Origin of the sequence: Aeromonas sp. L_1B5_3 (genome assembly GCF_963866575.1) — a bacterium.
GTDB classification, from domain to species: domain Bacteria; phylum Pseudomonadota; class Gammaproteobacteria; order Enterobacterales; family Aeromonadaceae; genus Aeromonas; species Aeromonas jandaei.
Genome location: NZ_CAWMDN010000114.1, coordinates 231,471 through 248,873 on the forward strand (window position 1 = coordinate 231,471; position 17,403 = coordinate 248,873).

Annotated in this window: 15 protein-coding genes; 8 read left to right on the plus strand and 7 right to left on the minus strand. The window is 60.9% G+C overall.

The window, feature by feature from the left end; translation table 11 throughout:
• The first annotated feature begins 122 nt into the window (after positions 1 to 122).
• Positions 123 to 623 carry a hypothetical protein gene (locus AACR93_RS11795; protein WP_043850942.1) on the plus strand — a complete coding sequence of 167 codons (501 nt, stop codon included), beginning with the start codon at positions 123 to 125 and terminating at the stop codon, positions 621 to 623.
• 69 nt (positions 624 to 692) lie between these two features.
• Here AACR93_RS11795 and AACR93_RS11800 read toward each other — a convergent pair whose 3' ends face one another.
• Positions 693 to 2,402: a glycoside hydrolase family 36 protein gene (locus AACR93_RS11800; protein ID WP_043850902.1), complete on the minus strand. Its 1,710-nt coding sequence runs from the start codon at positions 2,400 to 2,402 to the stop codon at positions 693 to 695.
• Positions 2,403 to 2,562: 160 nt separating this feature from the next.
• Between AACR93_RS11800 and AACR93_RS11805 the strand changes: the two genes are divergently transcribed.
• The 3 genes from AACR93_RS11805 (at position 2,563) to cdd (ending at position 4,672) form a co-directional block, all read left to right on the plus strand.
• Positions 2,563 to 2,919, plus strand: a complete 357-nt coding sequence (locus tag AACR93_RS11805; RefSeq protein ID WP_005333279.1) for a CidA/LrgA family protein — start codon at positions 2,563 to 2,565, stop codon at positions 2,917 to 2,919.
• A complete protein-coding gene (locus AACR93_RS11810) occupies positions 2,916 to 3,602 on the plus strand; it encodes an LrgB family protein (protein WP_043850903.1) in 687 nt (228 codons plus the stop codon). Before AACR93_RS11805 ends, AACR93_RS11810 begins: the two co-directional genes overlap by 4 nt.
• A 185-nt stretch (positions 3,603 to 3,787) precedes the next feature.
• Positions 3,788 to 4,672 carry a cytidine deaminase gene (gene cdd / locus AACR93_RS11815; RefSeq protein WP_043850904.1) on the plus strand — a complete coding sequence of 295 codons (885 nt, stop codon included), beginning with the start codon at positions 3,788 to 3,790 and terminating at the stop codon, positions 4,670 to 4,672.
• A gap of 132 nt (positions 4,673 to 4,804) precedes the next feature.
• On the opposite strand, the gene AACR93_RS11820 is transcribed toward cdd, so the two are convergent.
• Positions 4,805 to 6,190 (minus strand): tryptophanase, encoded by a 1,386-nt coding sequence (locus AACR93_RS11820; RefSeq protein ID WP_043850905.1) that lies wholly within the window; start codon positions 6,188 to 6,190, stop codon positions 4,805 to 4,807.
• A gap of 460 nt (positions 6,191 to 6,650) precedes the next feature.
• Here AACR93_RS11820 and AACR93_RS11825 point away from each other — a divergent pair, with 460 nt between their 5' ends.
• The 3 genes from AACR93_RS11825 to AACR93_RS11835 all read left to right on the plus strand — a co-directional run bounded on the left by AACR93_RS11825 (position 6,651) and on the right by AACR93_RS11835 (position 9,824).
• Positions 6,651 to 6,815: a DUF2256 domain-containing protein gene (locus AACR93_RS11825; RefSeq protein WP_082044104.1), complete on the plus strand. Its 165-nt coding sequence runs from the start codon at positions 6,651 to 6,653 to the stop codon at positions 6,813 to 6,815.
• Positions 6,815 to 8,335 carry a cryptochrome/photolyase family protein gene (locus AACR93_RS11830; protein WP_043850906.1) on the plus strand — a complete coding sequence of 507 codons (1,521 nt, stop codon included), beginning with the start codon at positions 6,815 to 6,817 and terminating at the stop codon, positions 8,333 to 8,335. The genes AACR93_RS11825 and AACR93_RS11830 overlap by 1 nt, the downstream gene beginning before the upstream one ends.
• Positions 8,336 to 8,528: 193 nt before the next feature.
• Entirely contained in the window at positions 8,529 to 9,824 is a 1,296-nt protein-coding gene (locus AACR93_RS11835) for a D-amino acid dehydrogenase (RefSeq protein ID WP_269429849.1), read from the plus strand.
• Here AACR93_RS11835 and AACR93_RS11840 read toward each other — a convergent pair.
• Entirely contained in the window at positions 9,815 to 10,105 is a 291-nt protein-coding gene (locus AACR93_RS11840) for a hypothetical protein (protein WP_043850908.1), read from the minus strand. The genes AACR93_RS11835 and AACR93_RS11840 overlap by 10 nt on opposite strands.
• Before the next feature lie 25 nt (positions 10,106 to 10,130).
• Between AACR93_RS11840 and asd the strand changes: the two genes are divergently transcribed.
• Positions 10,131 to 11,243 (plus strand): aspartate-semialdehyde dehydrogenase, encoded by a 1,113-nt coding sequence (asd, locus tag AACR93_RS11845; protein WP_043850909.1) that lies wholly within the window; start codon positions 10,131 to 10,133, stop codon positions 11,241 to 11,243.
• A 101-nt stretch (positions 11,244 to 11,344) separates the two neighbouring features.
• Here asd and fdhD read toward each other — a convergent pair whose 3' ends face one another.
• The 4 genes from fdhD to fdhF all read right to left on the minus strand — a co-directional run bounded on the left by fdhD (position 11,345) and on the right by fdhF (position 17,370).
• Positions 11,345 to 12,196, minus strand: a complete 852-nt coding sequence (fdhD, locus tag AACR93_RS11850; RefSeq protein ID WP_043850910.1) for a formate dehydrogenase accessory sulfurtransferase FdhD — start codon at positions 12,194 to 12,196, stop codon at positions 11,345 to 11,347.
• Positions 12,193 to 14,310 (minus strand): sigma 54-interacting transcriptional regulator, encoded by a 2,118-nt coding sequence (locus tag AACR93_RS11855; RefSeq protein ID WP_043850911.1) that lies wholly within the window; start codon positions 14,308 to 14,310, stop codon positions 12,193 to 12,195. The genes fdhD and AACR93_RS11855 overlap by 4 nt, the downstream gene beginning before the upstream one ends.
• Before the next feature lie 419 nt (positions 14,311 to 14,729).
• Positions 14,730 to 14,972 carry a hypothetical protein gene (locus tag AACR93_RS11860; protein ID WP_231499713.1) on the minus strand — a complete coding sequence of 81 codons (243 nt, stop codon included), beginning with the start codon at positions 14,970 to 14,972 and terminating at the stop codon, positions 14,730 to 14,732.
• A gap of 253 nt (positions 14,973 to 15,225) precedes the next feature.
• A complete protein-coding gene (gene fdhF, locus AACR93_RS11865; protein WP_081376060.1) occupies positions 15,226 to 17,370 on the minus strand; it encodes a formate dehydrogenase subunit alpha in 2,145 nt (714 codons plus the stop codon).
• Between the last annotated feature and the right edge of the window lie 33 nt (positions 17,371 to 17,403).

Sequence of the window (17,403 nt, forward strand, 5' to 3'; positions counted from 1 at the left end):
TTTCACACTAAATCCTCCTCGCCAATCCCCTTCTTCAAGTCATAATGACGAAGGGGATCTTCTCAAAAACCAATGTGTTGCATCCCTCTGTCTTGCCTCTATCAAACGGAAGCCATTTGCTGATGCCTCGTCACCACGCTCTGCTGGGATTACTGGCCCTGCTGCCGCTGGCAGCCAACGCCGCATACCGGTTCGATATGCCAGACTACCTTGCGCTGTTGCCAGAGCAGACCTATCACATCGTTGAGCACAGCTTCAGCACCCTGTACCAGCAGACCGACTTCACGCCTCAGGTCACCAACAGCTACTTCAATAACTCCAACCTCTACAAGTTTGTCGGGGTTCCGCTGGTCATCTCCGCCCAGTCCGGCTTTCAGCTGGAGGTGTTTGGTCAAGCCTATAACCGCGCGTCTCAGGCCTATATGCACCTGAGCGAAGATATGTCGCTTTACCGGGTGATGCGGGTCGATGTGATGGGTAACCCCAACGATCGGCTGGCTATCGGTTTTGGCTTTGGTATGCCAATCACCCCTAATCTCACCCTCAAGGCCATCACCTCGGGCAGCGATATCCCGGGCTATGGTTCAGCCAAATACGCGGCTGGCGTCGAGTGGCGTTACTGACACAGCCCCCTAAATAGCAAACAATTCAGGCTCCCGAAGGAGCCTGAATTGTTTGAGAGACGAGCCTTATCAAATGTAACGGATCACCCGCCCTTCGCCCCCTTGCAGGGTCACAGCCGTACCGACTGCCTGCCCATGCCAAAAATCGGTTCCCCCTTCCGGCAGCAGAAACTCCTGTGGTTGCCCCTCCCAGTTGAAGAGGCAGAGCAGAGTGCCGCCCTCGGGCAGGCTTACTTCGCCACAGGCAAAGTCCATCGATTCGAAACGGGCAGAGGGCGCCCGGGCAGCGCAAAGCGCCAGCAGCTTGCGCAGTTGCGCTGCCTGCTCCTCATCGAGATCTTGCAGTCGATCACCCGCCAGCATCATGCCGCCGCTCGCCACCAGCGCTGCCAGATGGAAGCTGTAATCCGCCTTGCTTGCCTGCTGGCTCGGTAGATCACGCAGACAGATGCAGTCGGGGTCGAGGGCCCAGAGCTTGTCATTCTGCCAGGCACGGCAGAAGGCCTCGCGGGCGATCTGGCGATAGCGGTAGCCATTGCGCTCCACATCATCACTCACCCGCATGCCGTGCACCAGCCCAATGCTCGGCCAGATGGGGGCGTTGCAACCAAGCAGGAAAGCGCCTTCACCAGCACCACGCAGGATGGCGGCCATACCACGCCGATAGGCTTCAACCCGGGTGGCAGCCGGATCGTGGAAACGGCCACCGTGGATGGCGCCCCAGAAGTTGGCATCGAGCTTGAAGTAGTGGATGCCCCACTGTTCGCGCAGGGTGCGGAACACCTGCTCAAGGTGCGCCTGCACCTCGGGGTGGGTGCCGTCCAGCACATACCAGGGAGTACAACGCCAGCCGCCATAGGTAACACGCTCGGAGGGGAGCGGCAGGCCGTCATCCCCCTTCACAAACCAGTCGGGATGATCCTGAAACACCTGCGAGCTTGGTTCGGCAATAAAGGCAGCGACCCAGAGAGCGGGCTCGCAGCCAGCCTGTTTGATCTCCGCAGCCAATGAAGCAACACCTTGCTCGAACTTGGCCGATGGAGTGAGCCAGTCGCCCATTTTGGCCTGATAGCCGTCGTCGATCTGCACATAGCGCAGGGCCGGGAAACGCTCGGCACGCACCTGCAGGTTCTCGCGAATATCGGCAGCGCTCACCTCGGCGTAGTAGTGATACCAGGAGCACCAACCGCTCGGGCGCTCACTCACCTTGCCGATCAGCGAGCCATGTTCGGCCTCGATCAGCTGTGCCAACTCGGCCAGCAGATCATCGCGCTCCGCTCCCTCGAGGCAGATCAGCGCCTCGCTCTGCCAGTGCTCAGCGGCCGCAAGTTTTCGCCCTTCGCAGTTCATCAGGATCTGCAAGCGACCATCAGGGTAGAGACGAAACTCCCCGCCAAAACGGTGACAGCTGGCAAAGGCGAGCAGCAGCCACCCCTTGTTATGCTCCACCAGCAACAGGTTGTGAATGGTGTGATAACCATTGTCATCGGTGATGCGATAGACGCTAGCATCGGGGCAACGGCCGACATGTTGCGGTGATTGCCAGCTACCCATGGTCTGGGCCAGCATCTGGAATCCTTCGCCATAGATGGCGCTATCTACCGGCAAGCCAAGCTTGCCGTCAAACAGCACCCAGCGGTCAACCGGAGTGACATCAGCGCCGGTGTTGTCGAGTCGCACCCGGCACAGAGGCCCTTCCCACTGACGGGTTTGCAGCAGATGGGGTGGCAACGCAGTATCGTTCGCCAGCTGGCGAACTCGGGACAAGAGGGATGTCATCACTACTCCTTGTAGTTCGAAAAGGGTTCTATCAGGCACTTTTCAAAAAATGCCAATCAAATCAGCTTCAAATGAACTGATTTCAGTTGTTATTGTTTTAATGCCGCGACCCGGCCTCTCTGGTAAACTGCGATTTTTCTTCCCAGTCGATGAGGTTCACGTGATCGCGCAACGCGCCTTGCTGTACTTTCGTGACTTTATGGTCATCGTCGCCTGCCTGCTGGCAGGCAAATCCGTGGCAGCCATCCTGCCATTTGCCTTTCCCGGCAGCATCATCGGCATGCTGCTGCTGTTCGTCCTGCTCTCCCTGCAACTGATCAAGCTGCACTGGGTCGAGCTGGGGGCAGGCTTGCTGCTGCGCCACATGGGCGTACTGTTCGTGCCGGTTGCGGTCGGACTGGTGGCCTGGCTTGAGCCCCTGCGCCAATCCTTCGGCGTCATCATGCTCTGCATCGTGCTCGGGATCGTGCTGATCCTCGCCACCGTCGGTCGGCTCTACCAGAGGATGAACAAATGATCTTCTGGCTCGCAATTCCCCTGACCCTGGCGCTCTATTTCGCCACCCGCGCCCTCTATCGACGCCTGCCCTGGCCCATCATCAATCCGGTGCTGGTGCCGACCGCGGTGATCATCGGCCTGCTGCTCTGGTTTGATCTACCCCTTGAGCAGTACGAGCGCGGCAGCAGCCCCATTACCATGCTGCTGGAACCCGCCGTGGTGGCGCTGGCGCTGCCGCTCTATCAGCAGGCGCGCCAGATCCAGGCCAAGCTCAAGCCCATCCTAATCTGTACCCTCGCCTCCGTCTTGATCTCGGTGTGCACAACCCTGCTGATCGGTCATTTTATGGGCACAGATCCGGCGCTGCTCGCCTCATTGGCGACCAAATCGATCACCACCCCGCTCGCCATGAGCGTCAGCCAGTCCATCGGCGGCATTCCCGCCATCGCGGCCGCCGTTGTTGTTGTTGTGGGAATTGTCGGCGCCCTGATCGGCTACCCGCTGCTCAAACTGTTCAAAGTGACCGACCCGGAAGCGCAAGGGCTCGCCATGGGGGCCTGTGCCCACGCCATCGGCACCGCCACCTCCGCCGAGAAGGGGATCACCCAGGGGGCCTTTGCATCGCTCGCCATGGTGGTGTGCGGGATCCTCACCGCGGCCGTCGCTCCCCTCCTCTTTGCCATCTATCACTGGCTCACCTGACCGATGATTAGCCACCCCGATAGCTCTGCAGCGCTGTCGGGGTGCGACCTGCCGCACAATTTGCACAAGACAAACGTTTCCATTACCATCCCCCTCCGTTTGCCCGTCAGGGCGTGAGCCTGCTCACACATTTACCCGAGCTTGCTCCCTACAATGGCCGCCCAATTGGCCTTTGAGGACACACTATGCATCCCCGTTTTGCCAAGCCATTCGATACCCTCTCTGCCCCGCTCAAAGCAGCCGTGCAGCCCATGCTGGATAGTGCCGACTTCAACGCCCGCTTCACACCGGAGCAAGTCGCCACCCTGAAAGCCGCCACAGGTCTCGATGATCGCGCCCTGCGCCTCGCCCTGTTGCCGCTGGCCGCCGCCTGCTCGGTCGCGCCCATCTCCAAATTTTATGTCGGTGCCATCGCCTATGGCCTGAGCGGCACCTGGTACTTCGGTGCCAACATGGAGTTTGCAGGGCAAGGTCTGTTCCACTCGGTCCACGCCGAGCAGTCCGCCATCTCCAACGCCTGGCTGGGTGGCGAGACCGGGATCTCTGAAATCACCGTCAACTACACCCCCTGCGGCCACTGCCGTCAGTTCATGAACGAGCTGAGCACCGCCAAGATCCTGAAAGTCTCTCTGCCCGATGACCTGAGCGCCCTGCAATCATTCCTGCCCCACTCGTTTGGCCCGGCAGATCTCGACATCACGGATGCGCTGATGAGCCCGCAGGATCACGCAGAGCTTGAGCTTCAAAGCGAAGACCCGCTGTGGCAAGCCGCGCTGGCCGCCGCCCGTCAAAGCTACGCCCCCTACAGTCAGGGCTATGCTGCAGTGGCGCTGCAATTTGCCGATGGCCGCATCTTCTCTGGCCGCTACGCCGAGAACGCCGCCTTCAACCCCAGCCTGCCACCGATGCAGATGGCCTGCGCCCATGCGGTGCTTAACGGCGAAGATCTCGCCACCATCCGCCGCGCCGTGCTGCTGGAGAACAAAAACGGCCAGATCAGCCAGCGTGACTCCGCCCAGTCCACCCTCAAGGCGCTGGGCTCGGTCGAGCTGGAGTATCAGGCGGTCTGATCCCGGCTTTGTGTCGATAAACGAAAGCCCCCGCACCTTGGTGCGGGGGCTTTTTACTTGGCCGTTTAACCGGGAGCTGCCCTTGATCTCACGGCTTGGCGCGGTTGATCACCCCGTCTAACCGGTTGCTGATCAGACCGGTTTTAGCCGCGCAGTGAAGTGGCGCAGCAGCGGCGGCTCGTAGTCGAAGGTGAGCCCGCGAATGTCGCTGGCCCGCGCTTTCACCGCGATCAGGCAGTCGGCCACATAGTCCATGTGATCCCGGGTGTAGACCCGGCGCGGAATGGTCAGACGCAGCAGCTCGAAGTCCGCCGCCTCCTGCTTGCCGGTGGCGGGATCGCGCCCGAGCAACAGGGAGCCAATCTCCACCCCGCGCACACCCCCTTCCAGATAGAGCTCGCAAGCGAGCGCATGGGCCGGGAACTGCTCGGCCGGAATATGGGGCAGCAGCTTTTTGGCATCGACAAACACCGCATGGCCGCCGGTGGGGGTCTGGATCGGGATACCCGCCTCGGCCAGCCGCTCGCCGAGATAAGCCACCTGACTAATGCGATAGGTGAGATACTCCTCATCCATCCCCTCGCGCAGGCCGATGGCGAGCGCCGCCATATCCCGTCCGGCGAGGCCGCCATAGGTGACAAACCCCTCCATTGCCACGCAGCGCACCTGCACCGCGCGAAACAGCTCGAGATCTTCCTTGAAACAGCAAAGCCCGCCGATATTGACCAGCCCGTCCTTCTTGGCCGACATGGTGAAGATGTCCCCCAGCGCAAACATCTGGCGCACTATCTCCTTGATGCTGCACTTGGCATAGGCCGGATCCCGCTCCTTGATAAACCAGGCGTTCTCGGCGAAGCGGGCGGCGTCGATCACCACCGGAATATGGTGACGACGGGCCAGCTCGGAGACTGCTTCCATATTGGCCATGGAGACCGGCTGACCGCCGGCGCTGTTGCAAGTGACCGTGATGATGATGCCGGCCACGTTGTCGGCCCCCATAGTCTCGATGGTGTCGCTCAGGCGAGGAAGATCAAAATCCCCCTTCCAGGCGTAGGGGGCCGTGGTATCGAGGGCTTTCGGGGTGAGCAGGTTGATGGCCCGCGCGCCAGCCAACTCCACATGGGCCTTGGTCGTGTCGAAGTGATAGTTGGAGATAAACACCGGCGCCTTGCCCTTGCAACGCTTGACCAGCTCGGGGAAGAGGATCTGCTCGGCCCCGCGCCCCTGGTGGGTGGGCATCACATGCTGATAGCCAAAGATCTCGCGCACCGTGCGCTCCAGCTCGACGAAGTTGCGGCTGCCCGCATAGGCCTCATCCCCCATCATGATGCCGGCCCACTGACGATCGGACATGGCACCGGTACCGCTGTCAGTCAGCAGATCGATATAGACATCCTCGGCCAGCAGCAGGAAGGGGTTCCAGCCAGCGGCCTCGAGGGCAGCACGACGCTCGGCACCAGTGGTCTGTTTGATGGGTTCGACCATCTTGATACGAAACGGCTCGGGTATACGACGCATAAAAGACTCCTCACCGGCGCTAGGCCAGTGTGTATGAAAGCGGGATTGGCAAAGAGGCCGGGGCGATCAGGGTCGTCCGGCTGACAAATTCAAACGGCGGGTGCCGCCAATCAGCGGTGAGGAAAGTCGAAGGTGAGAATGGGATCCCGAGTATACCAGTGGGCGAGCAGGCAAGCTGCCCGGGGCGTAGCTGTCATGATTGGCATCACTCCCCTCCATATCGGTTGTAGACAGTCGATGGCCAACAAGATCCGTTGATGGATGCTGCCAACGGGCAGCCTCGCCACGTTAACGGCTGGTTAATTTGCAAACAAGGAGTGCACTGACGGGCTGTGCGCCCGCTCACAAAGTAGGCATCTGCGCGACAAACCGGCAGTGAGGTTGATCCGTCCACGCCCCCGGTTCGTTATTCTCCCTACCCACACGCCACATCCCCCAACAGCCAGGGCCGGAAGCCATCATGCATCGCAAACTCCATCTGCCCGAAAAGATCTGCCCCGTCTGCCAGCGCCCCTTCAGCTGGCGGCGCAAGTGGGCACGCAGCTGGGAGGAGGTTCGCTACTGCAGCGAGCGCTGTCGCCACGCTCGTCATAGCAGCCAGCAACCTGAGGGGAATCGAGTGTGATGGAGCTACGCCTTCTTCTCGGCGATCAGCTGAACGCCGCTCACAGCTGGTTTCGTACCCCGGATCCGGCAATCTGCTATCTGATGGCGGAGCTGCGTCAGGAGACCGACTACTGCCGCCACCATCGCCAGAAGGTGCTGGCCTTCTTTGCCGCCATGCGCGCCTTCGCGGCAGCCCTCACCCAAGCGGGCCACTGCGTCTGTTACCTGACCCTCGATGAGAGCGCCCGCTGGCCCGACTTGCCCGGCTTGCTGGAGGCTCAGCTCGAAGCACATCAGGCCGACAGCTTCGCCTGGCAGAGCCCGGACGAGTGGCGCCTCGCCAACCAGTTGAAAAGCTGGGCCGCTGGCCTTGCCATCCCTGCTACCGAGGTAGATAGCGAACATTTTCTCACCCCCCGTGATGGCTGGCAGCGCTACCCCCACAGCCGGATGGAGTTCTTCTACCGCGCCCTGCGAAAGCAATATCAAGTGCTGCTCGATGAGCGCGGCCAACCTCTTGGCGGGCGCTGGAATTTTGATGACGAGAACCGAGCCAAACTGCCGGCGAGCCAGCCAATCCCGACTCCCCTCACCTTTGCCAACGAGGTGAGCGAGATTGACGCCATGCTGACCCGCCACGGGGTCAGCACCATCGGTAAGGCGGATGCCAGCAAGCTGCCGTGGCCCATCACAAGGCGCCAGAGTCGCGAGCTGCTGGCCCATTTTCTGGCCCACTGCCTACCCCACTTTGGCCGCTATCAGGATGCCCTGAGCGAGCGCGGCTGGAGCCTGTTTCACAGCCGACTGTCGTTTTCCCTCAACAGCAAGATGCTTCATCCGCTTGAGGTGATCCGCGCCGCCGAAGCCCACTGGCAGGCCAATCAGGCCACCATCACGTTGGCGCAGGTGGAGGGGTTTATTCGCCAGATCCTCGGCTGGCGCGAGTTTGTCCGTGCCCTCTACTGGGAGAAGATGCCCGACTATCAGCGCACCAATTTTCTCGGTGCCAACCGGCCGCTGCCCGGTTTCTTCTGGAATGGAGAAACCAGGATGGCCTGCGTGCGCCACGCCATCAACCAATCCCTTGAGCACGGTTACGCCCACCATATCCAGCGGCTGATGGTGACCGGCAACTTTGCCCTGCTGGCGGGGATCGATCCTGACGAGGTGGATCAGTGGTATCTCGGTATCTATGTGGATGCCATCGAATGGGTCGAGCTGCCCAACACCCGCGGCATGAGCCAGTTTGCCGATGGCGGCCTGATGGGCAGCAAGCCCTACGCCAGCAGCGGCGCCTATCTCGAGCGGATGGGCCACTACTGCAAGGGGTGCCACTATCAGGTGAAAGCCCGCCACGGCGAAGGGAGCTGCCCCTTCAACAGCCTCTACTGGCACTTTCTCTGGCGCAATCGGGACAAACTGGGCAGCAACCCTCGCCTCGCCCTCCCCTATGCCAACTGGGATGGCCAAGCCGCCGAACAGCAGCAGGCCATTCTGGCGACGGCGGAGCAGTACCTAATCCAGCTGGAGCAGCTGTAAGCGGGCCATGCCCCCTGACACATACCCCTGACAACAGCGCAGCGATTTACGCTGGCAATCAGGCGTGCCATCGCACCAAACACCAGCCTGTGACTGGCAGGCAGACGGAGATCCCAATCCTGCGCAGAGCGGTTGAATATCCTGTGGCGGCTGATTATGGTGGTGGCCACATCAAGGTTTCCATCAACCAAGCATCAGAAAAACGAGTCTAAGGAAAGACGATATGGAGATAGTGGTTCTCGGTGGCGGCGTAATTGGGGTAACCAGCGCCTGGTATCTGGCCAAAGCGGGTCACAAGGTGACCCTGCTGGAGCGACAAGGGGGCGTCGCCCTTGAAACCAGCCATGCCAACGCCGGCCAGATATCCCCGGGCTATGCAGCCCCCTGGGCGGCTCCCGGTATCCCGCTCAAGGCGGCCAAGTGGATGTTGCAAAAGCATGCTCCCTTCACCGTGCGCCCCACTGCCGACCCCTTCCAGCTGCGCTGGATGCTGAAGATGCTCGCCAACTGCACCCCGACCGCCTATGCCACCAACAAGGGGCGCATGGTGCGCTTGGCCGAATACAGCCGGGACTGTATGAAGGCACTGCGCGACGAGCTGAGCATCGATTACGAAGGGCGCCAGCTCGGCACCCTGCAGCTGTTTCGCAGCCAATCCCAGCTCGATGCCAGTCAGCGCGATATCGAGGTGCTGGAGGAATACGGCGTCCCCTACCAGTCGCTGGATGCCAGCGGCTGCGAAGCGGCAGAGCCTGCGCTGGCGCGGGTGCGCGGCAAAATCGTCGGCGGCCTGCGTCTGCCCGGCGACGAGACCGGCGACTGCTTCCGCTTCACCAAGGCCCTTGCCCTTGAAGCCGAGAAGCTCGGGGTCAAGTTCGTCTTCAACTGCGATATTGACGAGATTGAGCAAGCCCGCGGCCGCGCCGTGGCGGTGCGGGCGGGCGAGCAGCGCTATCGCGCCGATGCCATCGTCTGTGCGCTGGGCAGTTATGCCACCGGTTTTCTGCGGCCGCTGCTGCGCCCGCTCGGGCTGGAGCTGCCGGTCTATCCGGTCAAGGGCTACTCCCTCACCCTGCCGATGATCAACGCCGAGGCCGCGCCGCGCAGTACCGTGCTCGACGAGACCTACAAGGTGGCCATCACCCGTTTTGACGAGCGGATCCGGGTCGGCGGCATGGCGGAGCTGTCGGGCTACAACCTTGCACTCAACCCGAGGCGCCACGACACTCTGGCGATGGTGGTCGGCGATCTCTTTCCCGAAGGGGGCGATATCAGCAAGGCTGAATTCTGGACCGGCCTACGCCCCATGACGCCGGACGGCACCCCGCTGGTGGGGCCGAGCCCCATTCCCGGCCTCTGGCTCAATACCGGCCACGGCACCCTGGGCTGGACCATGGCGGCCGGTTCGGGTCAGCTGTTGTGCGATCTAATCAGCGGCAGCGAGCCCGCCATCAGCGACGAGGGGTTGACCCTGGCCCGTTACGCCTGAGCACCCACGCGGTCGGGCAGTTTCCCCCGCTTTATTGACAGGCCACCGCCATAAGCGGTGGCCTTTTCATCGTTCCTGCGCCTCGTTTTGTCCCTCGCTCCGCCGTTGCCGCTTATTGCAGCGAACGGCACAGAATATTGCGCAATTCGACTTGCGCCCGCCGCCACAATCCGTAATGTGGATAGACGCATTTTTCGCAGCGCATATTTTTTAAATGGCTTGTAAAGACCTTGTAAATGGCCTTCGCCAGCAGGGACGCAGGCGTGCAACACCCCTTTCATTAGCAGCAATCCAGGGTAGGACATTATGAAAAAAGTAGGTTTGGTCGGTTGGCGTGGCATGGTGGGATCGGTTCTGATGAGCCGGATGCAGGAAGAGCAGGATTTCGCCCATATTCAACCCACCTTCTTCACCACCTCCCAGGCCGGTGAGGCCGCCCCCAACTTCGGCGTCGATGCCGGTACTCTGCAGGATGCCTTCGATATCGAGGCACTGGCCAGGCAGGATATCATCATCACCGCCCAAGGCGGCGACTACACCAAGGATGTCTATCCGCGCCTGAAAGCCGCTGGGTGGCAGGGTTACTGGATTGACGCCGCCTCCGCCCTGCGGATGGAGAAAGACGCCGTCATCATTCTGGATCCGGTCAACGGCGACGTGATCGAGCAGGCTCTGAACAACGGCGTCAAGACCTTCGTTGGCGGCAACTGCACCGTCAGCCTGATGCTGCTGGCCCTCGGCGGCCTGTTCAAGGCCGATCTGGTGGAGTGGGTGAGCGTGGCCACCTATCAGGCTGCCTCCGGTGGCGGTGCCCGCCATATGCGCGAGCTGGTTACCCAGATGGGGATGCTGCGTGACGAAGTGGCCGTCGAGCTGGCAGATCCCGCCTCCGCCATTCTCGACATCGAGCGCAAGATCACCGAGAAGACCCGCTCCGGCACCCTGCCGGTGGACAACTTCGGCGTGCCGCTGGCCGGTGGCCTTATCCCCTGGATTGACACCAAACTCGACAACGGCCAGAGCCGCGAAGAGTGGAAGGGTCAGGCCGAGACCAACAAGATTTTGGGTATCGAAAACGCCGTCATTCCGGTGGATGGTCTCTGTGTGCGGATCGGCGCCCTGCGCTGCCACAGCCAGGCATTCACCATCAAGCTGAAAAAAGATGTGCCGCTGGCGGAGATCGAAGCGCTGCTGGCTGCCCATAACGACTGGGTGAAAGTGATCCCCAACGATCGCGACATCACCGCCCGCGAGCTGACTCCGGCTGCCGTCACCGGCACCCTCAGCATTCCGGTAGGCCGTCTGCGCAAACTCAACATGGGCCCTGAGTATCTGGCCGCCTTTACCGTGGGTGACCAGCTGCTGTGGGGCGCCGCCGAGCCGCTGCGCCGCATGCTGCGTATCCTGCTGGCGCGCTAATTCGCCACAGAAGCAGATACAAAAAGGGCGGGGAGTCACACTCCCCGCCCTTTTTCATTGCCTGTTTTCGTTACCCGTTTAGCGGGCTCACGGCCTTGCCATTACTTGAGCAGGATACGCTGACAGCCGCTGTAGATCTCGGCCCGTCCGGGGCGGCAAAAGCCCACCAGGGTGAGCCCCGTCTGCTCGGCCCGCTCGACCGCGAGCTCGGTGGCAGCCGAGATGGCGAGCAAGATCTCCACGCCGGCGCTGGCGCACTTTTGCACCATCTCGAAGCTGGCGCGGCTGGTCACCAGAATGGCGCCGTCACGACGGCCAGCGCGGCACAGATGGCCTACCAGCTTGTCCAGCGCAATATGGCGTCCCACATCCTCGCGGATGGCGAGAATGTTGCCCTCACCGTCCAGATGCACTGCCGCATGGGTGGCGCCGGTGCGCTGGCCCAGCAGCTGGAGCGGGCGCAGCGCGCTCAGCACCTTGTCGATATGCCCTACCGCCAGACGCTGGCTGTCGGGCAAGCTTGGCTGGGTGCGGATCACCTGCTCCAGACTCTCGCTGCCGCAGATGCCGCAACCGGTGCGCCCCGCCATGGTGCGCCGCTTCTCTTTGAGGCGATGGACGCAGCGATTGGCCAACGTGATATGCAGCTCAATCCCCTGACAGCCGTCAATCTGCTCGATGTCGTGGATATCGAGCAGGCTGTCGATGATCCCCTCGGATAGCGAGAAGCCGATGGCAAAATCCTCCAGATCGGAGGCCGAGCACATCATCACGCTGTGGGCTATGCCGTTGTAGACCAGCGCCACCGGCGTCTCCGAAGGGAGCTCCATCTCGCTGTCGCAGGTCAAGGTATCGGCGCGGTAGTGCACAACCTCGCGGTGGATGGCGCAACGGGCCAGCTCGTTCTGTTCTCTCTGCTCGCCCCACGCCTCAAGCTCTATGGCCTCTCTCATGGTGCGACCCCGTCAATGATCTCGGGATCTCTGGCCGAAATGCCGAGCCGCTTCATTTTGGAGAGCAAGGTCGTGCGCTTCATGCCAAGGCGGTTGGCCGCTCCCCGCTCGCCAGCGACTATGCCGTTGCAGTCACGCAGGGCGGCGATGATCGCCTCGCGCTCATCCTCCGGCCCCTCGGCAAAGAGCGGAGTGGCGGGCTCGTCATAAACCAGGGTCTCAATCTTGTGGTAGCCCTTGAGGGGCATCAGCTCCTCCGGCGAGAGGTTGAGCACATGGCCGCGGGTCATCACCACGGCGCGCTCGATGACGTTCTCCAGCTCGCGGATATTGCCGTACCACGGCAGCGACACCAGCATCTTCATCGCATCGGCGGGGATGGCGGTGATGGTGCGGCGCATCCGCTTGGCAATCTTTCTGACGAAGAAGTTGACCAAGAGCGGAATATCCTCGCGCCGCTCGCGCAGGGGCGGCAGCTCGATGGGAAAGACGTTGAGGCGGTAATAGAGGTCACTGCGAAAGCGCTTGTTCTTGACCATGGAGAGCAGATCGCAGTTGGTGGCGGCCACCAGCCGTACATCCACCGCGATGGGGTTGCTGTTGCCGACCCGCTCCAGCTCGTGCTCCTGCAATACCCGCAACAGTTTGGGCTGCAGATCCAGCGGCATATCCCCCACTTCGTCGAGGAACAGGGTCCCCTTGTGGGCCCGCTCGAAGCGGCCGATGCGCTGGGTCAGGGCACCGGTAAAGGCCCCCTTCTCGTGGCCAAACAGATCGCTCTCGATAAGGCCGGTCGGGATGGCGGCGCAGTTCACCTTCACCATCTCGTGATCGTGGCGGGCACTCAGGGCGTGAATGGCCTGGGCGATCAGCTCCTTGCCGGTGCCGGTCTCGCCGAGGATCAGCACGGTACTGTCGCTCTCGGCCACCAGCCGCACCTTCTCCAGCACGTTCGCCATCACAGCGCTCTGGTAGATGATGTGGGGGAACTCCCCCTGCATCTGCGGCTCGTTGATGCGAATGGTCTTCTCTTTGGCACCGTTGGTGTTGGAGATCTCCTGCTGCGCCTGCACGTTGTTCATGGCAATCGCCGTGCGCGCCGCCACCTGCTCCAGCAGGGAGATATCGATATCGGCGAAGAAGTTGGCCTCTGGATGGGAGAGGATCAGCACCCCCAGCAGATTGCCCTGATAGCGCAGCGGCAAAATACAGGAGCTGTCGGCATCGGGGGGCAGGATCTGGGAGGTAAAGCGGCAGCTCGACTGGCAGCCGTGGCCCTGCTCGCGGTAAACGAAGAAGGGCTCGCTGTGGCGCAGCGCCCCCTGCAGGCAGTTCTTCTCAAAACACGAATGATCGATGATCCCCGGCTGCTCGCTCTGCTGCTGGTTGACCAGATAGCTCTTGAAGCTGTCCGAGGTAGCGTTGTACTCGGCCAGACAGAGGCTGCTGATGCCAAAGTGGTGGTGCAGGATGGCAAACAGGCTCTTGGGCAGCTCGGCGATGCGCACCAGCTTGATCACCGCATTGGTCACATCCACCAGAATTTTGCAGCTGTCGCGCTCAAGGCGCAGGGAGTTGGCCTGCTCCAGAGTGCGCTCCTTGTCCTGCACGTTCTCCAGCGCAATGGCGATGATGGCGGCCAGCTGGGTCAGCTTGGCCAAGGTCTCCATGGTAAAGCTGTCGAGGCGGGTATTGATGAACTCGACCCCGCCCAGATGGCTGCGGGCGGTGGTGATGGGGAGCTGGCAGTAGGAACGAAGCCCCTCATAAATCCCTTCGGCAGCAAGGGGGGCGCAGCGGTTGGCAAAACGGGCGGCAGGCAGGATGATCGCCTGCTCGATGCCATCAGTGGGAGCGTGCAGGTCTGCCTTGCGGCAGACAAGGTGCTTTGGGCCGCTCTCTCCCATGTAACAGAAAGTGGCCTCCTCGCCGGAGCCCCGGTTGAGGATCAGGTTGACCCGGGTTACGCCGCCAAAGCCGGCATCTATCTTGTTGAGTTTGTGGATAAAGTCATCGAGCGTCACGGCCGACAGGAGGGATTTGGAGAGCAGGAGGAAACCGTCGTCCCAGATGGGAGAGATCTCGTCCAGGGGGATGGCACTCACAGTAAGCATTGCGGCCTCACGTTATATCAATTTCAGTCACCAGTCAGGCTGTCCATGCCATCGCATCGCGACACAAGCGTTTCACCAGAATTAATAGCCGCAGCGCACTATCCACGCTGCCAAAAGGAAGGCGGTGACGACACTTGTCGCATGTTGCAATTCCACCGTTGTTATTAACGAACGATAACAAAAAATAACATTGTTATCGGGTGATTATTATTGGAATGGCGACTCATCATAGATGAGCTCAAATTTCATTACAATCCGATTTAATATATCTGGTTGCCATATTCAGGCAATAATTACATCGCGGATTGAATAATGGATTGGTGGCCGCACAAGGGGCCATTGTCAACTGTCAGATCTCTCTGTCGTCTCCCCTTTGCTGTGCAATAAAGGCATCATTTGAAACACGATTCGGTGACCACTCACGAGGTGACAAGGCGGGTGTGGCAGCACTTCAAACCGCCCAGAATAAAGAGCGCGGAGAAGCCCTGAAAGGCGAGCAGCAGCCAGCTGGCGTTGTCGGCAAGCTCAACGGATACACACTGGTGAGTGAGGTAGACCAGCAGGGTGATCACCCCCAGCAGCAGGCAGTTGATCAAGGTGGTGGAGATAAACCCGATCAGCCAGGCACTGGAAATACTCAAGGCGGAAAATACACTGCCCATGGCGAGCCTTGCTGCCATAAAACAGCCGAAAAAACCGAAGCCGAGCAGAAATATCATCTCGTCGCGCCAAATATAGCAACCTATTCCCAGCAATATCGCCGCCAGATAGGTGCCAATATAGAAAATTCCGAATAAGCGACCAATTTCATGTTGCATCATTTATCCCCTGTTTTTGGGTAATAAAAGGGTGCCCGACTCGATAAATCCGAGTCGGGTTCCCTTATTTGTGCAGAACGTCCTTTTTTAGGGCGGGTCAGCCTTTGGCTGCGCTGCGCAATTTCGCCTTGAGCGCGCTGTATTCAGTCTGGACGTACACTTCCGCCTCAGGCTGATTGTCGATACGCTCGATCTTCACCGCGCAGTACTTGTACTCCGGCGTGTGGGAGACGGGATCGACGTGCTCGATGGTGAGCTCGTTGCAGGCCCCGATCCACCACTGGTAGGTCATGTAGACCACCCCGGCGTTGACCCGGTCGTTGTAGTTAGCACGGGTGATCACCTTGCCACGGCGCGACGAGATCCAGACCAGCGCCTGATCCTTCACCCCAAGCTTTTTGGCATCGCTCGGGTGGATCTGCACATAGCCCGGCTCATCGGCCAGGGTTTGCAGCGCCGAGCAGTTGCCGGTCATGGAGCGGCAGGAGTAGTGGCCCACCTCGCGCACGGTGGAGAGCACCAGCGGGTACTCCGCACAGGGCTGCTCCAGCGGCGGCCGCCACTCGGAGGCAATCAGCTGACCCTTGCCGCTCGGGGTAGTGAACACATTCCCCTCGAACAGAGTGCTGGTGCCCGGGTGATCCTCGGTCGGGCAAGGCCACTGCACGCTCTTGAGATCGGCCATCTTGTCGTAGCTGACCCCGGCATAGAGCGGACAGAGCGCACGCATCTCGTCCCAGATCTCTTCGGTGTTGTGGTACTCCATGGGATAACCCATGGCGGTCGCCATCAGCGAGAAGATCGCCCAGTCCGGTTTCACGTTCTCGGGGGGCGTCACCGCCTTGTAGAAACGCTGGAAGCCGCGATCTGCGGAGCTGTAGACCCCTTCATGCTCGCCCCAACTGGTGGCGGGCAGAATGACGTCGGCCATCTCGGCGGTCTGGGTCATGAAGATATCCTGCACGATCACCAGCTCCATCCCCGCCAGAGTACGGCGGAACTGACCCAAGTCAGCTTCGGTCTGGGCCGGATCTTCACCGAAGATGTAGAAGGCCTTGCACTTGCCCTCCTCCACCTTGTGGCCAAGCTCGGTCAAGCGGTAGCCGGGTTTCTGGGAGAGCGACTCCACGCCCCACGCCTTGGCGAACTTGGCGCTGATGGCAGGATCGGCCACCGACTGATAACCCGGGAACTGGTGGGGCAGCATCCCCATGTCACAGGTGCCCTGCACGTTGTTCTGACCGCGAACAGGCCCGCAACCGGTGCCACGGCGACCGAAGTTGCCGGTCAGCAGCGCCAGACCCGCGAGCCCCTTGACCACGTCCACCGCCTGACCGTACTGGGTCACCCCCATGCCCCACAGGATCATGGAAGCAGGCGATTCGGCGTAGGTGCGAATGGCGGCGCGGATATCGGCGGCTTTCAGGCCAGTGATCCCCTCGACATATTCCGGGGTGTACTTGGCCACCGTCGCCTTGAAGGTCTCGAACCCTTCGGTGTAGTTGGCGACAAAGGCCTTGTTGTAGAGCCCTTCATTGATCAACACGTTGGCGAAAGCGTTAACCAGCGCCATGTTGGAACCGTTTTTGAGCGGCAGCCACTGATCGGCGATACGGGCGGTCTCCACCATACGGGGATCACACACAATCACCTTGGCCCCGTTTGCCTTCGCCTTGAGGATATGGCGGGCGACGATGGGGTGAGAGTCAGCAGCGTTGTAACCAAACACCAGCAGGCACTTGGTCTCTTGAATTTCGGGAATGGCGTTGCTCATGGCGCCGTTACCTACAGTTGTCTCCAGACCGGAGACTGAGGGTGCGTGTCACACCCTCGCGCAGTGGTCGACGTTGTTCGTCCCAATCACCGCACGGGCAAATTTCTGCATCACATAGTTGGCTTCATTGCCGGGGCCACGGGCAGAGCCGGTGGTCATGATGGCGTCCGGGCCATATTTCGCCTTGATGGCAGAGAGACGGCTGCTGGCGAACTCGATCGCCTCATCCCAGGAGACAGCCTCGAACTTGCCACCGCGCTCGCGGCGGATCATCGGGCTCTTGAGACGGGGGGTCAGCAGGTTGGTGTCGTTCAAAAAATCCCAACCGTAATAGCCCTTGAGGCAGAGCTGCCCCTCGTTGGTCCGGCCGTTGGCGCCTTCGGCCCCCACCACCTTGTCGTTTTCAACCAGCAGGTTGATTTTGCAACCGGTGCCGCAATAGGGGCACACGGTAATGACTTTTTTCATGACTCACACTCTTGTTTGTTAACGAAAAACGGC

What these genes read in the sequence shown, in the direction of transcription:
- AACR93_RS11795 (WP_043850942.1), top strand. Translation starts at nt 123, where the DNA reads ATGCCTCGTCACCACGCTCTGCTGGGATTACTGGCCCTGCTGCCGCTG.
- AACR93_RS11800 (WP_043850902.1), bottom strand. Translation starts at nt 2,402, where the DNA reads ATGACATCCCTCTTGTCCCGAGTTCGCCAGCTGGCGAACGATACTGCG.
- AACR93_RS11810 (WP_043850903.1), top strand. Translation starts at nt 2,916, where the DNA reads ATGATCTTCTGGCTCGCAATTCCCCTGACCCTGGCGCTCTATTTCGCC.
- cdd (WP_043850904.1), top strand. Translation starts at nt 3,788, where the DNA reads ATGCATCCCCGTTTTGCCAAGCCATTCGATACCCTCTCTGCCCCGCTC.
- AACR93_RS11820 (WP_043850905.1), bottom strand. Translation starts at nt 6,190, where the DNA reads ATGCGTCGTATACCCGAGCCGTTTCGTATCAAGATGGTCGAACCCATC.
- AACR93_RS11825 (WP_082044104.1), top strand. Translation starts at nt 6,651, where the DNA reads ATGCATCGCAAACTCCATCTGCCCGAAAAGATCTGCCCCGTCTGCCAG.
- AACR93_RS11830 (WP_043850906.1), top strand. Translation starts at nt 6,815, where the DNA reads ATGGAGCTACGCCTTCTTCTCGGCGATCAGCTGAACGCCGCTCACAGC.
- AACR93_RS11840 (WP_043850908.1), bottom strand. Translation starts at nt 10,105, where the DNA reads ATGAAAGGGGTGTTGCACGCCTGCGTCCCTGCTGGCGAAGGCCATTTA.
- asd (WP_043850909.1), top strand. Translation starts at nt 10,131, where the DNA reads ATGAAAAAAGTAGGTTTGGTCGGTTGGCGTGGCATGGTGGGATCGGTT.
- fdhD (WP_043850910.1), bottom strand. Translation starts at nt 12,196, where the DNA reads ATGAGAGAGGCCATAGAGCTTGAGGCGTGGGGCGAGCAGAGAGAACAG.
- AACR93_RS11855 (WP_043850911.1), bottom strand. Translation starts at nt 14,310, where the DNA reads ATGCTTACTGTGAGTGCCATCCCCCTGGACGAGATCTCTCCCATCTGG.
- AACR93_RS11860 (WP_231499713.1), bottom strand. Translation starts at nt 14,972, where the DNA reads ATGGGCAGTGTATTTTCCGCCTTGAGTATTTCCAGTGCCTGGCTGATC.